Annotated in this window: 11 protein-coding genes; 8 read left to right on the top strand and 3 right to left on the bottom strand. The window is 69.7% G+C overall.

The features are described 5' to 3' along the window. Positions 1-197 precede the first annotated feature (197 nt). Entirely contained in the window at positions 198-731 is a 534-nt protein-coding gene (locus ACFYO2_RS41195) for a TerD family protein (RefSeq protein WP_388360261.1), read from the bottom strand. A 148-nt stretch (positions 732-879) separates the two neighbouring features. Between ACFYO2_RS41195 and ACFYO2_RS41190 the strand changes: the two genes are divergently transcribed. The 3 genes from ACFYO2_RS41190 (at position 880) to ACFYO2_RS41180 (ending at position 3,184) form a co-directional block, all read left to right on the top strand. Beyond that, on the top strand, positions 880-1,485 hold the full coding sequence (locus ACFYO2_RS41190; RefSeq protein ID WP_388360258.1) for a YdbC family protein: 606 nt from the start codon (positions 880-882) through the stop codon (positions 1,483-1,485). Positions 1,486-1,606: 121 nt separating this feature from the next. Beyond that, positions 1,607-2,266, top strand: a complete 660-nt coding sequence (locus ACFYO2_RS41185) for a histidine phosphatase family protein (protein ID WP_388360255.1) — start codon at positions 1,607-1,609, stop codon at positions 2,264-2,266. Positions 2,267-2,278: 12 nt separating this feature from the next. Further along, positions 2,279-3,184, top strand: a complete 906-nt coding sequence (locus ACFYO2_RS41180) for an ADP-ribosylglycohydrolase family protein (RefSeq protein WP_388360253.1) — start codon at positions 2,279-2,281, stop codon at positions 3,182-3,184. A 331-nt stretch (positions 3,185-3,515) separates the two neighbouring features. Here ACFYO2_RS41180 and ACFYO2_RS41175 read toward each other — a convergent pair whose 3' ends face one another. Next, positions 3,516-5,063 (bottom strand): MFS transporter, encoded by a 1,548-nt coding sequence (locus ACFYO2_RS41175; RefSeq protein WP_388360250.1) that lies wholly within the window; start codon positions 5,061-5,063, stop codon positions 3,516-3,518. Positions 5,064-5,250: 187 nt separating this feature from the next. On the opposite strand from ACFYO2_RS41175, the gene ACFYO2_RS41170 reads away from it, so the two are divergent. The 3 genes from ACFYO2_RS41170 to ACFYO2_RS41160 all read left to right on the top strand — a co-directional run bounded on the left by ACFYO2_RS41170 (position 5,251) and on the right by ACFYO2_RS41160 (position 7,367). Beyond that, positions 5,251-5,874, top strand: coding sequence for a TetR/AcrR family transcriptional regulator (locus ACFYO2_RS41170; RefSeq protein WP_388360248.1), 624 nt, complete (start codon positions 5,251-5,253; stop codon positions 5,872-5,874). A gap of 81 nt (positions 5,875-5,955) precedes the next feature. Beyond that, positions 5,956-6,657: a ribonuclease HII gene (locus ACFYO2_RS41165; protein ID WP_388360245.1), complete on the top strand. Its 702-nt coding sequence runs from the start codon at positions 5,956-5,958 to the stop codon at positions 6,655-6,657. A 68-nt stretch (positions 6,658-6,725) separates the two neighbouring features. Beyond that, positions 6,726-7,367, top strand: coding sequence for a hypothetical protein (locus ACFYO2_RS41160; RefSeq protein ID WP_388360242.1), 642 nt, complete (start codon positions 6,726-6,728; stop codon positions 7,365-7,367). Between the two features lie 283 nt (positions 7,368-7,650). Here ACFYO2_RS41160 and ACFYO2_RS41155 read toward each other — a convergent pair whose 3' ends face one another. Then, the gene (locus ACFYO2_RS41155; protein ID WP_388360240.1) at positions 7,651-8,286 is read right to left on the bottom strand and encodes a hypothetical protein; all 636 of its coding nucleotides are present in this window, start codon (positions 8,284-8,286) and stop codon (positions 7,651-7,653) included. A gap of 517 nt (positions 8,287-8,803) precedes the next feature. Between ACFYO2_RS41155 and ACFYO2_RS41150 the strand changes: the two genes are divergently transcribed. Beyond that, entirely contained in the window at positions 8,804-10,963 is a 2,160-nt protein-coding gene (locus ACFYO2_RS41150; RefSeq protein ID WP_388360237.1) for a RecQ family ATP-dependent DNA helicase, read from the top strand. Between the two features lie 210 nt (positions 10,964-11,173). Next, entirely contained in the window at positions 11,174-12,907 is a 1,734-nt protein-coding gene (locus ACFYO2_RS41145) for a DUF4192 domain-containing protein (protein WP_388360235.1), read from the top strand. Positions 12,908-13,607: the final 700 nt, after the last annotated feature.

Here is a 13,607-nt window from a genome sequence, read left to right as displayed (position 1 = left end):
GGGGCGCGCCCCCTCAAACATCCGGGCGGGCGGCGGCCCCCCCCCGGGCTCCAGCTCATGCCCCCCCCCCGCCGGGTGTAAACCTCGGGGGGGGGGGGGGGCGCGGTTTCCCCGCCCCCACCGCCCTCGGCTTCTTTACGCGTCGCTTCTCTTACGCCTCGCTGCTATACGCGTGGCTTCTCCTACGCGTGGCTTCTTTACGCGCGGCGCGCTCGCCCCATGGTCGCCGTGAACGTCGAGGGGTCGTCCTCGAAGGCGTGGATGCCGGGGTGGAAGTCCCAGCTGCCGGACCCCTCGCGCACGAACTCCGCGACCGTCGCCGCGTTCGCGGCGAGCACGTCGCCGAAGTTGTCCTCGGCCAGGACGGTGTAGCCCTCACGTATGCGGAGCGCCGGATTGATCACACTGACGAAGGTCCGGTGCTCGGAGCGCTGCTGGATGACGACGCCGACCACCACGCGCGCGTAGCGGGCGTCCAGCCGGTCCAGCTCGACCGTCATGACCTCGTCCCAGCCGAAGCCCTTGCCGTCCTTGCTGTCGCGGTTGAGGTAGATGGTGCCGTCGGGGGAGCGGCTGTCGAAGTGCACTACGTAGGCGGGATCCCCATACGGGTCGCTCGCGAGATAGGTAGCGGCGACGACGTCCAGATCAGTGGGCGGCTGTCCCGCCGGACTCGGGTCCCACTTGAGGGCGATCTCGACCTTGCGGATGCCCTTCTTGAGGCCGTTCAACAGACTTCCCCTTCCCCCAGTAGCGCCGCCCGAACTGCCGGGCAGGCGCGGCAGGTTGTCCATCCTGCCACGCGGGCTCGTGCACTTGGGTGCGAGCTCTCCGGCCGAGGGTGACCGGCGCCACGCCCCGTGGCCTTACGATGGCGCGGTGCTGGTCAAGTGGATTCGCTGCACCGTGGTGGACCGCCGCGGTTTCGAGCGGGGACAGCGAAAGTGGGCGGGGCTTCTGGGGGAGCCGGGGTTTCGGGGGCAGGGTGGTGGCTGGAGCCGGGGGCGGCAGGGCGTGGCACACATCTTCGCCTTCTGGGAGAGCCGTGCCTTCTACGACTCCTTCATGGCTCGCTCCCACGACCGCCTGGCGGCGGCACAGTCGGGCACCTTCAAGGACAGCCAGGTCAAGCTGTTCGACTACCGCTTCGACGTGAAGACCGGCTTCGAACCGCGGTTCTCGGACGCCGACCTGGTACGAGTCGCCCACTGCCGTGTCCACGAGGAGCGCGCCGAGCACTTCACGCTGATGCAGGAGAAAGTCTGGAACCCGGCGATGGCCGGTTCCCCCGGCATGATCCGCGGACTGTTCGGCGAAGCGCCGGGAAACGAGTTCCTGGTGCTGTCGATGTGGCTGTCGTCCGCCGAACACGGCAAGTACCGCGCCGAGCGAGTGGAGCGCCTCGCCCTGCGGGCCCAGATCGAGGCAGACGTGGCCGCCCTCACGGGCGACATCGTGGAGCTCGAACCGACCTGGACGGTTTGACCGTCCGGAACGTGCTAGTCGTGCGTCCTGCCGTGGCTCGTGGTGCGGAAAGTGTGTGACCTACGCTGTATGCAGGCCGTAGGAGTGCTCGATCGGCCCTCAACCGATCTAGGGTTTTGGCATGGCACGACCACGGCGCATCGTCCTTGTCCGGCACGGCGAGTCAAGGGGCAACGTTGATGACACCGTGTACGAGCGCGAACCCGACCACGCCCTGGCCCTGACAGACAAGGGCTGGCAGCAGGCCGAGGAGACGGGCAAACGGTTGCGCGAGGTGTTCGGTCGCGAGCGCGTCAGCGTGTACGTCTCCCCGTACCGTCGTACGCACGAGACCCTGCGTGCCTTCCATTTGGACCCCGATCTCATACGCGTCCGCGAGGAGCCCCGGCTGCGCGAGCAGGACTGGGGAAACTGGCAGGACCGTGACGATGTCCGGCTCCAGAAGGCCTACCGGGACGCGTACGGACACTTCTTCTACCGCTTCGCCCAGGGCGAGTCCGGCGCTGACGTGTACGACAGGGTCGGTGGCTTCCTGGAGAGCCTGTACCGCAGCTTCGAGGCGCCCGACCATCCGTCGAACGTGCTGCTGGTCACCCACGGCCTTGCCATGCGGCTGTTCTGCATGCGCTGGTTCCACTGGACGGTCGCGGAGTTCGAGTCGCTGGCGAATCCGGGGAACGCGGAGATGCGGATGCTCGTTCTCGGAGACGACGGCAAGTATGTGCTCGACCGGCCCTTCGAACGGTGGCGGGATCCGGAGCCGTACGGGATCACCGGATAGAGTGGCAGGGCGATGACCGCTGACTCCTCTCCCGACGGGCGCCTGGGCCGCGCCCTGGCCAGCCTGCGCGGACTGGCAGTGGGGGACGCGCTGGGCTCGCAGTTCTTCGTGCCTGTGAACTACCCGCTGCTGAAGCATCGCGAGCTGCCGCCCGGCCCGTGGCAGTGGACGGACGACACGGAGATGACCTGCTCCGTGGTCGCGGTCCTGGCCGCCCACCACCGCATCGACCAGGACGCACTCGCCCACTCCTTCGCCAACCATCACGACTTCGACCGCGGCTACGGCCCCGCGGTCAACCGCCTGTTGCGACTCGTCCGGGAAGGCGGCGACTGGCGAGAGCTCGCCGCCCAGCTCTTCAACGGCCAGGGGTCCTGGGGCAACGGCGCCGCGATGCGGATCGCGCCCCTGGGCGCCTGGTACGCGGACGACCCGGAGCAGGCGACCCACCAGGCCGAGATCTCCGCGTACCCCACCCACCAGCACCGCGAGGCCGTGGTCGGCGCCATGGCAGTCGCCGCGGCCGCCGCACTTGCCGCCGCTCCCGGCGGCCCGCCCAGCCCCGAGGCGCTCCTGGACGGCGTCGTCGCACTCGTTCCGAAAAGCGCCGTCGGCGCGGGCCTGCGGCGAGCCCGGGACATGCTCGACTATGCCGATGCCGGCACCGTCGCGGCCGTGCTCGGCTGCGGGCGGCGTACGACAGCCCACGACACCGTGCCCTTCGCGCTCTGGTCGGCCGCCAGAGCCCTGGGCGACTACGAGCAGGCGTTCTGGACGACCGCGCAGGTTGGCGGCGACGTGGATACGACCTGTGCCATCGTGGGCGGGGTGATCGCCTCCGGCAAGGCAGGAGCGCCGCCTGCCGCCTGGGTGGAGCAGACGGAGGCCTTGCCCGACTGGGTGCCCTCCTCCATCTGACGGGACCTTCCACAGCGGCTCATGTGCGTTCGCCGTCCTCGACGGAATACCGGCTACCGATTCGCCCAAACTCTCCGTGCGCATCGGGAACTCTCTGTAACCGATAGGGCGTTCTCGCATTAACCGTGTGATGAATGAGTTCACACAGGCAGCTGACACGCGAGGGCCACAAGGGGTGATCATGCGTTTCGCAGGGGCTTTGCTGACGCTTTTGGTCCTGTTGGCCGTGTCGGCCAGAGCGCGCCGCGGGCGAATGGCCGGACCGTGGTCCTCGCCGTCGGTCTCACGGACCGGGGCCGGCCATTCGCAGCGCTGTACGGAGCCGGTCGGCTCAGCCGATGCCCGGGCCCGCCGTGCCGGCGAGGGCATCCAGGTCGCTCTTTCGAACTCTGATCACCAACCAGGCGGTGACCAGGGCGAGTACGGCCATGGCCGCGGCCGCGATGAAGCCCGTAGAGATGCCCTGAGCGAGCACCTCATGCCCCCACGGGGCGGGCAGTTGGTGCGTCTGACCGAACTCCGCCTTCTGTTCTGCCGAGCCTTCGGCGAGGAACTTCGGCAGTTGCTTCTCCGCCTCGTCCTTGCTGGCCGAGCCGAACACCGTCGTCAGGATGGACAGGCCGAGCGAACCGCCCACCTGCTGCGTGGCGTTGAGCAGTCCGGACGCCGCGCCCGCCTCGTGCTGGGCGACGCCGGAGACAGCGGTGAGCGTGAGCGTCACGAAGTTCAGACCCATGCCGAAGCCGAACATCAGCATCGGCCCGAGCACGCCGCCGACGTAAGAACTGTCGGAGCTGATGAGGGCCTGCCAGCCCAGTCCGGTCGCCGCGAGCGCCGAGCCGATGATCATGAACGGCTTGGGTCCGAACACAGGCAGGAACCGCTGGGACAGGCCTGCCCCCAGTGCGATCACGACTGTCACCGGCAGGAAGGCGAGACCCGCCTGGATCGGGCTGTACCCCAGCACGTTCTGCACGAAGAGCACGATGTAGAAGAACATGCCGAACATCGCCGCGGCGAGGCTCAGCATGATCACGTACGTGCCCGAGCGATTTCGGTCGGCGAACATCCTGAGCGGGGTGATCGGTTCCTTTGCGCGGGACTCGATGAACGCGAAGGCCAGCAGCAGAGCCACGGCGGCGCCGAAGGAGCCGATGGTCAGGTTGTCCCGCCATCCCTCGTCCGCGGCACGGATGAAGCCATAGACGAGGAGCGCCATGCCCGCCGTCGAGGTCAGTGCGCCCGCGATGTCGAAGCGCCCGGTGTGCCGCTCGGAATCGCTGATGTACAGCGGTGTGAGGACGGCGATCAGCACGCCGATCGGCACGTTGACGAAGAGCACCCACCGCCAGTCGAGCCACTCCGTGAGCATGCCGCCCGCGAGCAGGCCGATGGCACCGCCGCCCGCGGAGACCGCGGCGAAGACGCCGAAGGCCCGGTTCCGTTCCGGCCCTTCGGGGAACGTCGTGGTGATGAGCGCAAGCGACGTGGGCGACGCGATCGCGCCTCCCACTCCTTGCAGGACTCGTGCGGCCAGCAACTGCCAGGGCTCCTGGGCAAGGCCGCCGAGCAGCGAGGCGAAGGTGAACAGCAGGATCCCGGTCATGAAGACCCGGCGGCGGCCGAGGATGTCGCCGGCCCGGCCCCCGAGGAGCAGGAGCCCGCCGAAGGTCAGGGTGTAGGAACTGACGACCCATGTGAGGTCGGTCGTACTGAACTTGAGCGCGTCTTGAATGTGCGGGAGCGCGATATTCACAATCGTCGCGTCGAGTACCACCATGAGTTGGCAGGCCGCGATGACGGTGAGCGCTATGCCGGGATGCCCCTCCCGGCGGGCCGCACCTGGTTTCTGGTCCTGAATCAACTGAGAGGTTGTCACTATGGGTCCCCCACAAGTGCCCTAGTGAACGGTTGCGTTCACTGTCGCGTCAACGGTAGTGAGTCCCAAGTAGTGAACGCAAGCGTTCACTTGGTTTGTCGTCGCGTGGCACGTCCCCCGTTGTTGCCGCGTGATGTTCCCCCCTGTTACGGAATCTCCGGTTCCCCTGTCCGTTGGAGACGCTCAGATGGTTACCTCGCGCTGGACGGCCGCCCCCGCTCGGACGGCGTCCCTTCGCCGGCGCGGCGCCGTACTCGAACGCGCGATCCTTGATGCCGCCCTGGATCAGCTCAGTACCGTCGGCTGGAAAGGCCTCACGATGGAAGGCGTCGCCGCCAGCGCCCAGACCGGGAAAGCTGCGGTCTACCGCCGCTGGCCGTCCAAGGAGGATCTCGTCGCGGACGCGCTCAAGGCGGGGCTGCCGTCTTTTGAGGAGGCACCCGATCTGGGGAGCGTGCGGGAGGATCTGCTCACGTTGTGTCGGCGGGCGCGTGACGCGATGTTCTCGCGGCCCGGGTTCGCTCTCCGTGCGGTGATTCACGAATGCGACCCCGTCCAGGCAGAGCGCTTCCATGGCGTGATCTTCGGAGGGGTCGTGGAGCCGACCGTCAGGCTGCTACGCGAGACCATTACCCGCGGAATAGAGCGGAAAGAGGTGCGCGGTGATGCGGCGAACAGCTACGTTTTCGATGCCATCCCGGCCATGATGATGTACCGATCCAAGGTGTGCTCCAGCGAATGGAATGATCAGGATCTCGAAGAGATGGTCGACCAGTTGATGGTCCCGCTGTTGCGGCCAACCGATGGGTGACCGACGTCTGCGGCGCCCGTGAAGCCGTTCGGGGAACCGGGGTGTCGGACGGTGAACCGGGCGGCGTACGCTAAGGGCGCCATGCCGTACGAACCGCCTACTCACACCGTCGAGCGCTCCCTCCGCGCCACGACCGGAGCGAAGATCATTGCCGGTGTCGACGAGGTGGGGCGCGGCGCGTGGGCCGGCCCCGTCACCGTCTGCGCGGCGATCACCGGACTGCGCCGGCCTCCCGAAGGTCTCACCGACTCCAAGCTGCTCAGCATCAAGCGGCGCACGGAGCTCGCCCAGGAGCTGCGGAAGTGGGTCACGTCTTACGCCGTGGGGCATGCCTCCCCGGAGGAGATCGACCGGGTGGGCATGACGGCCGCTCTGCGGCTTGCGGCGGTGCGTGCCCTGGATGCTCTGCCGATCCGTCCCGACGCGGTGATCCTCGACGGGAAACACGACTATCTCGGGACGCCATGGAAGGTCCGTATGGTGATCAAGGGTGATCAGTCGTGCGTGTCCGTCGCGGCGGCGTCCGTGATCGCCAAGGTTCAGCGCGACAAAATGATGGCCGAACTGGGCATCGACCATGCAGACTTCGATTTTGCGGCCAACGCCGGGTATCCGTCGCCCGTGCACAAGGCCGCACTGGAGGAGCGGGGCCCCACCCCGTACCACCGGTTGTCGTGGGCGTATCTTGATGCGCTGCCCCAGTGGCGGCACCTCAAGAAGGCCCGCAGCTGGGCGGTTGGAAGCGTTCCGGAGATCGAGGGGCAGCTCGGCTTCGATTTCTGACGGTTCTGCTCGCACTCATGTGCCACCCGCCGACGCGGGCCGTACCAACGTTTGATAAAAATCAGCTCATGCCTCTCATTCCCGAGGAGCCTCAGATTCACGAGAGTGCCCAGGGTCCCCGCGCCACTCCGGCCAGCGGCCGTAGCGCGCCGACCCCTCGTCCTGTACCCGGCCCCCGCCCCGCGGCTCACCCGCGCCCCGGTCGCCCCGGCCCGCTTCGGCCCGCGCCGCCGGTGCAACGTACGCCGCACGACGTGGCCGTGGACAAGCCCGGACCGTCGGGCCCTGCCACCGTTGTTGCCGCCGCTCCGGCTGCGGTGACCCCGCAGATCCAGCTGATCCCGGCCTCCGCCGAGGGTGCGCTCGATGCTGCCGAAGAAGCCGTCGACCTGCTGTTGGACTCCGGTCGCGCCCCCGGTGACGTGCTGGTGATCACCACCGGCGAACAGCACCCGTGGGCCGTCCATGAACTGTCCTTCGGTGAAGCGTCGTACTGGGCGCAGCACGACGCTGCCGACGACGTCTTCTACACGGACGCCGCCGTGGCTTCCCGCGCCGCATCCCGTCCCGTGGTCGTGGTCGCCGTCAATGGCGGCCCCGACTCGGCGGCCGCCGACGCCCTGCCGCTCGCCCATGCCCGGGCCGGTGCCCTGCTGATCGTCTGCGGCGACCCGCAGCAGATCAACACGATGCTGGGCACCGGCGTCTGAGCCGCGTCCGGCAGGTCCGGCGGACGCGGGGCTGACGAAAGGCGCCGCTTCGGCGGCACCTGCACGGCGACTGCTTTGGCGTGCCCGCATCCTGCGGCGGTGCCGCGCCTGTTCTACGCAGTGCGGGCCTGGCCACGCCGTAGCCGTCCATCGTGCCGTCGGGCTGTTCGCCGTACGGGTGCTCCGAGCTGTCGTACGGACTCGGCTGAGTGCGGCGAATGCCCACGACGATGTACGAGCAGGGCACGAGTGCGCGGCCCGCGCGCCAAGCGCTCGGCGCTTGTCAGCGGGCCGCGGCGCGGCGCAGGACCTCCGAGACGGCTCCGCCCGTGCGCGGCGGCGGGGGTGGTGCCTCGGAGGTGGCGAAGGGCTCTGGTGCCGAGTCCACGCTCGGGCGGCGCCCGCCTCGGCCCTCGCCGAGGACCTGCCAACCGTCCCGGGTCAGCGTGATGTACGCGCCGCAGCGCAGCCCGTGGAGGGTGCAGGCGTCACGCAGTCCCCACATCCACGCGCCGTCCTCCTGCGTCCAACGGGCGTCGCCCTCGCGGCAGTAGAGCAGCACGGCGGTGCGCACCGGCGTGCGGCGCCGCAGGTCGTGCGGGATCACCCGGCGAAGCTGGGCCAGCAGCACGTTGCGGGACATCCAGCCGTCCGCCGGTGCCTGGTGGCGGGTGAACGAGGCGCTCGCCCGTAGTCGCTCGTCCGGGTCGAGGACCGCCACGATCGCGGTCATCGGTTTGGGGAGGTGCCGTGTGTGGAGCCCGCTGACCACCTCACGGGGATTGCGCAGCAGGGGGATTCCCGCGGCGGCCCACTCCGCGGGTTCGAGCATGCGGGCCAGAGGATTGGCGGATGCGGCGGACAGGTCGGCAGGCGACGATGTCGACGCCGCGGAGGACGGAGCGAATCCGAAGGTCACGGTCCTCCCTTCGGCTACGCGCCCATACTGAGGGCGGGGTCGGATTCGGGGGCGCGCACACCGCAGCAGAGCCCTACCTGATCACGAACGAGCCGTGCGGGGAGCGGACTTCAATTCTTCCTGTCGAACTTGGTTGCGGCAACGAGCAATTGGGCCTCCCTAACCTTTTCGGGCGGTTGGCGTCATATATCCCTACCCGGTGTTCTGAGGGGCGACGCACGGGACGTTCGAGCACGACACGTTCGTACGCCATCGGTTCATGGGAGGGCGTTCATCACGTCGTCGGGCACGGTGGCGTCCGGGGTGTCGGGTGCGAGTTGCCGCCGATGGCAGCGAGTCCGGTCGGCCACATTCCAATCCCAGCTGGAATTGGTCCCTGACCTGCCCAAACGCGTCGAACCAGGTGAGCCCTGGCCTAGCGTTGTCTTCGGTCGGGGTGGGTCGGTGGACTGTTTGTGAGCGTTGTGTCACTTGTGGTAAGTGGCCGATTGTCCTTGTCATCGGGTTGCATGGGGGCATGGACAACCTGGAGCTCCGCACTGAAGCCGATGCCATCCTCGCTGAGCTCGTCGGTGGCTCCGGGGGCTCGGCGCGGCTGCGGGAGGATCAGTGGCAGGCGGTGGCTGCTCTGGTGGAGGATCGTCGGCGTGCACTGGTGGTGCAGCGCACCGGCTGGGGCAAGTCGGCGGTGTACTTCGTCGCTACTGCTCTGCTGCGTCGGCGTGGCTCCGGCCCCACGGTGATCGTCTCGCCGCTGCTGGCGCTGATGCGCAACCAGGTCGAGTCGGCGGCGCGGGCCGGCATCCAGGCACGAACCATCAACTCGGCCAACCCGGAGGAGTGGGACACCATCTACGAGGAGGTCGAGCGCGGCGAGACCGACGTGCTCCTCGTCAGTCCGGAACGTCTCAATTCTGTCGATTTCCGCGATCAGGTGCTGCCCAAGCTTGCGGCCACGACCGGTCTGCTCGTGGTCGACGAGGCGCACTGTATCTCCGACTGGGGGCACGACTTCCGCCCTGACTACCGGCGGTTGCGGGCGATGCTCGCCGAGCTGGCCCCCGGAGTGCCGGTGCTGGCCACCACCGCGACCGCCAACGCGCGGGTCACCGCCGATGTGGCCGAGCAGTTGGGTACCGGCGCCGGCGAGGCCCTGGTGCTGCGCGGCCCGCTGGAGCGCGAGAGCCTGCGGCTGGGTGTCGTCCGACTGCCGGATGCCGCGCACCGCCTGGCCTGGCTCGCCGAGCACCTGGACGAGCTGCCGGGCTCCGGGATCATCTACGCCCTCACCGTCGCCGCGGCCGAGGAGGCCACCGCCTTCTTGCGGCAGCGCGGGTTCCGGGTGGCCTCCTACACGGGGCGTACGGAGAACGCCGACCGGCTGCAGGCCGAGGTCGACCTGCAGGAGAACCGGGTCAAGGCGCTGGTCGCGACGTCGGCGCTGGGCATGGGCTTCGACAAGCCGGATCTGGGCTTCGTGGTCCATCTCGGCTCGCCGTCCTCGCCGATCGCCTACTACCAGCAGGTGGGACGAGCGGGTCGCGGTGTCGAGCACGCCGATGTGCTGCTGCTGCCGGGCAAGGAGGACGAGGCCATCTGGCGCTACTTCGCCGATACGGCCTTTCCGCCCGAGGCGCAGGTTCGGCAGACGCTCTCGGCCCTCGCCGGGGCCGGGCGGCCGCTGTCCGTGCCGGCCCTGGAGGCGGTGGTGGATCTTCGGCGCAGCCGGCTGGAGACGATGCTGAAGGTGCTGGATGTCGACGGCGCGGTCAAGCGGGTGAAGGGCGGCTGGACGGCCACGGGAGCCGACTGGGTGTACGACGCCGAGCGCTATGCGTGGGTGGCGCGACAGCGGGCGGCCGAGCAGCAGGCCATGCGCGATTACGTGAGCACGTCGCAGTGCCGGATGGAGTTCCTGCGCCGGCAGCTGGACGACGAGGGGGCGACGTCGTGCGGCCGTTGCGACAACTGCGCGGGAGCCTGGACCGATTCCTCTGTTTCGCCGGAGACGTTGACCGGGGCGGCGAAGGAACTGGACCGCCCGGGGGTGGAGGTCGAGCCGCGCCGGATGTGGCCGACGGGGATGCCCGCACTGGGTATCGACCTCAAGGGACGTATCCCGGCCAAGGAGCAGTGCTCCACCGGGCGTGCCCTGGGGCGGCTCTCGGACATCGGCTGGGGCAACCGGCTGCGCCCGCTGCTGGCTGAGAACGCGCCGGACGGGCCGGTGCCCGACGACGTCCTGCGTGCCGCGGTGGCGGTCCTCGCCGACTGGGCGCGCTCTCCGGGGGGCTGGGCGTCGAGTGTCCCGGACGCCTCTGCCCGGCCGGTGGGAGTCGTAGCGGTACCGTCGCTGGCCCGCCCGCAACTGGTCGGGTCCCTCGCCCAGGGCATCGCGACCATCGGCCGCCTCCCCTTCCTGGGCAGCCTGACGTACACCGGTCCGGGCGGCACGCACGCGGCGCGCCGCAGCAACTCGGCCCAACGCCTCAGGGCGCTCTCCGGCGCCTTCACCGTCTCTGAGGAGCTGGCTGGTGCGCTGGCCCGCTCTCCCGGCCCCGTCCTGCTCGTGGACGACTACACCGACTCCGGCTGGACCCTCGCGGTCGCGGCCCGCCTGCTCCGCCGGGCAGGCAGCGCACAGGTTCTTCCGTTGGTACTGGCTGCGGCAGGCTGACGTGTCTCATGCTCGTTCCCAGCGGTACGGACGTTTCCCGCTGCCCAGGCGTTCCCCGCTGTCCAGTCGCAGGAACTGAGAGGGGGCGGAGCGGGGCATGCCGGTCCGGTCGTCGGCTGTATGAAGGTCGAGGGTCGGTGTTGGCGTGTCCCTGATTGGACTTATCCACAGGCCAGAGCGGAGTCTGGCGATCCGCGAGATCGTCTGGGCATGACGAATCACAGCGAAACGACCGGATCCTCCGAGAACGGCGACATCGGCGGACGAGACGGATATGAGAGGCACGAAGTCCCTGGCTCGGACGGTGGGCATCCCGGGGCCGCGGCCGGCGAGCACGTCGAGTGCGTGACGTACGACGCTCATGGAGGCGAACATCAGGTCACCCTGCGCACGCCGGCCGAACTGGCCGACGCGCTGCCGTACCTGCTCGGATACCGCCCGGAAGACAGCATCGTCCTGGTCGCGCTGAACGACCGGGGCGGTCGCGGCCGGTTCGGGGGACGTGCCCGGCTCGGCATTCCGGCGAGCGGGGACGACTGGGAGTCCGCGGCCCGGCAGTTGGCCCACGGCCTGATCACGGGCAGCGAGCGCAGGGGCGCCAAGCCCGAACAGATGGTGGCCTATCTGTGCCAGGAACCGGCCAAGGGCGAGACTGGGCAGCAGGTCAGGGGGCGGCTGGCCCGGCTCGCCGGGTTGCTGCGCACGGAGTGCGGCCGACTCGACGTGCCCGTCATCGAGGCGCTGTGCATCTCCGACGGTCGTTTCTGGTCGTACTGCTGCCCGAGCGAGGGATGCTGTCCCCCCGAAGGGCTGCCGATGGGGCTGCCCGGGACCTCTGTGCTGTCTGCCGCGGCGACCTATGCCGGGCTCCAAGTACGCGGAACGCTCCGCGAGTTGCGGGCCAGGCTACTGCCCTGGGAGACCGCCGCCGCACTCGAGCAGGAGGTCGTCCTGGACGCCACGAGCATGGCGCAGATCCCCAGGATGCTCGACGAGGCGAGCCGGGCGGACGTGGCCGAGGCGACGACGGCGCTCGCCGAGCGGGTGATGGCACGGCTCGCCGAGGCGCCACCCGTCTCCGACACCCTCCAGTCGGACCTGCGTGACGACGAACTGCTCGGACACGAGGAAGCGGCCATGCTGATCCTCGGCCTGCAGGACCGCTCGACCCGCGACCGTGCGGCCGAGTGGATGGAGGGCCACGAAGCCGGCCCGGCGCTGCGCCTCTGGCGAGCCCTGGCCCGCCGTTGCGTCGGGCCGTACAGCGAGCATGCGGCTGCCCCGCTCACCCTTGTCGGCTGGGTCGCCTGGTCGGCCGGCGACGACATCGAGGCCCGCGAAGCCATGGCCATGGCCCTGGGTGCCGATCCCGGTTACCTCTTCGCCCGCCTTCTGCACCAGGCCTGCAACGAGGGCCTGGACCCGGAGTCCATCCGTCGTTGTCTGCGCGCGGAACGCGAGGCGCGCATGGCGCGTGCGGCGGCGGGAGCCGGGGGCGGCGAGAGGGGATCCGAGCTCTCGACGCGGCAGGAAGTCGTGGCGCCTACGCAGGACGACGTGACAGGTGTCGGTGGAACTCCGCCGCTGCAGGACGTGACCGGTGCCGGAGAACCTCCGCCGAACGGGGTGGGTGTCGCCGGAGTCGGCGCGGTGACTTCCCGTCGCCGTCGGCGGACCAGGGCCGGCGGTGGCGCGGACGGCCACGCTCACCTCTCGGGCGCGGGAGGACGACCGTCGGGGACGGACGAATCCCCCGCCCACGCCCGCACACGGCCGACGGGCGCTGCGCGCGCTGGTGCTACGGGGACAGCCGGTACGCGTCCACGGCCGTCGGAGAAGGAGAACGTGCGCCCGCACCCCACGGGCCAGGACAGCACACGTCGGCGCGGCAGCCGACCAGGAGTCGTGCTTCCGGGAGGCGATGCGGCCGAGGGGGAGGAATGAGCGACCGCGGGGAAAGGGGTTGCGGCCGTTTCCGTGGCCTGGCCGGTCGGCTGCGCGAGGGCGGCGCGCGGGTGTGGCATGCCCTCCGCCGCCGGGTGGCGGGCGAGCCGACCTGGGGCGGGACGAGGCGAGGTTGGCCCGGGGACGGTGGTACTGGGCGAGGCCGGACGGACCACGGCGGGACGGGGCGAGGCCGGACTGGGAACCCACGGGTAACTGGGCCGGCGTTCGGCCGTCGCGGCGCCTGCTCTCCACGCCCCCGCCGCCATTCGGTCGGCTTCCGTGGCCACGGGCGTGACCTCGAAGAGGTCCGTCCCGTTCACCTGAGTGGCGGAACGCCTGGATGGCGCGCCCGCTGTACCGCCCTTGTCCCTCAGGAGCCCCACACCCGGCGCCGAACACGACCCAGGCGCACAGAGCGCAGAGGAAGCCGCCCCTTGCACCAGCCGACTCCGCCCTCCGCCGCCGACAAAAGCTCTGTTCTCGGCAGTCCCGCGCCGCCCCCGGGCGGAGGCACAGCGGACCCACCGACGCAGGTGGCGCCATCGAACACGTGCAAGCCGACGTTCGCGAGCTGTGCCGAGCGCGCCGCAAGGGTGACAGGGCACGACCCGCGCCTGACTTCAGGGCCGAATCCGGGCGGGCCCTCTCCCTTATCGACCGGGGAGAAGCACCTCCCCACGGGCAAGGACCAACGACT

This window comes from Streptomyces sp. NPDC006602 (genome assembly GCF_042870385.1).
Taxonomy (GTDB): Bacteria; Actinomycetota; Actinomycetes; order Streptomycetales; family Streptomycetaceae; genus Streptomyces.
Note: the sequence above shows the minus strand (reverse complement) of the source record. Positions and strands in the feature narration are given on the sequence as shown.

Bases quoted from the DNA above. Each gene is read 5' to 3' on its own strand.
- ACFYO2_RS41145 (WP_388360235.1), top strand. From the start codon at position 11,174: ATGACGAATCACAGCGAAACGACCGGATCCTCCGAGAACGGCGACATC.
- ACFYO2_RS41180 (WP_388360253.1), top strand. From the start codon at position 2,279: ATGACCGCTGACTCCTCTCCCGACGGGCGCCTGGGCCGCGCCCTGGCC.
- ACFYO2_RS41170 (WP_388360248.1), top strand. From the start codon at position 5,251: ATGGTTACCTCGCGCTGGACGGCCGCCCCCGCTCGGACGGCGTCCCTT.
- ACFYO2_RS41185 (WP_388360255.1), top strand. From the start codon at position 1,607: ATGGCACGACCACGGCGCATCGTCCTTGTCCGGCACGGCGAGTCAAGG.
- ACFYO2_RS41165 (WP_388360245.1), top strand. From the start codon at position 5,956: ATGCCGTACGAACCGCCTACTCACACCGTCGAGCGCTCCCTCCGCGCC.
- ACFYO2_RS41150 (WP_388360237.1), top strand. From the start codon at position 8,804: ATGGACAACCTGGAGCTCCGCACTGAAGCCGATGCCATCCTCGCTGAG.
- ACFYO2_RS41160 (WP_388360242.1), top strand. From the start codon at position 6,726: ATGCCTCTCATTCCCGAGGAGCCTCAGATTCACGAGAGTGCCCAGGGT.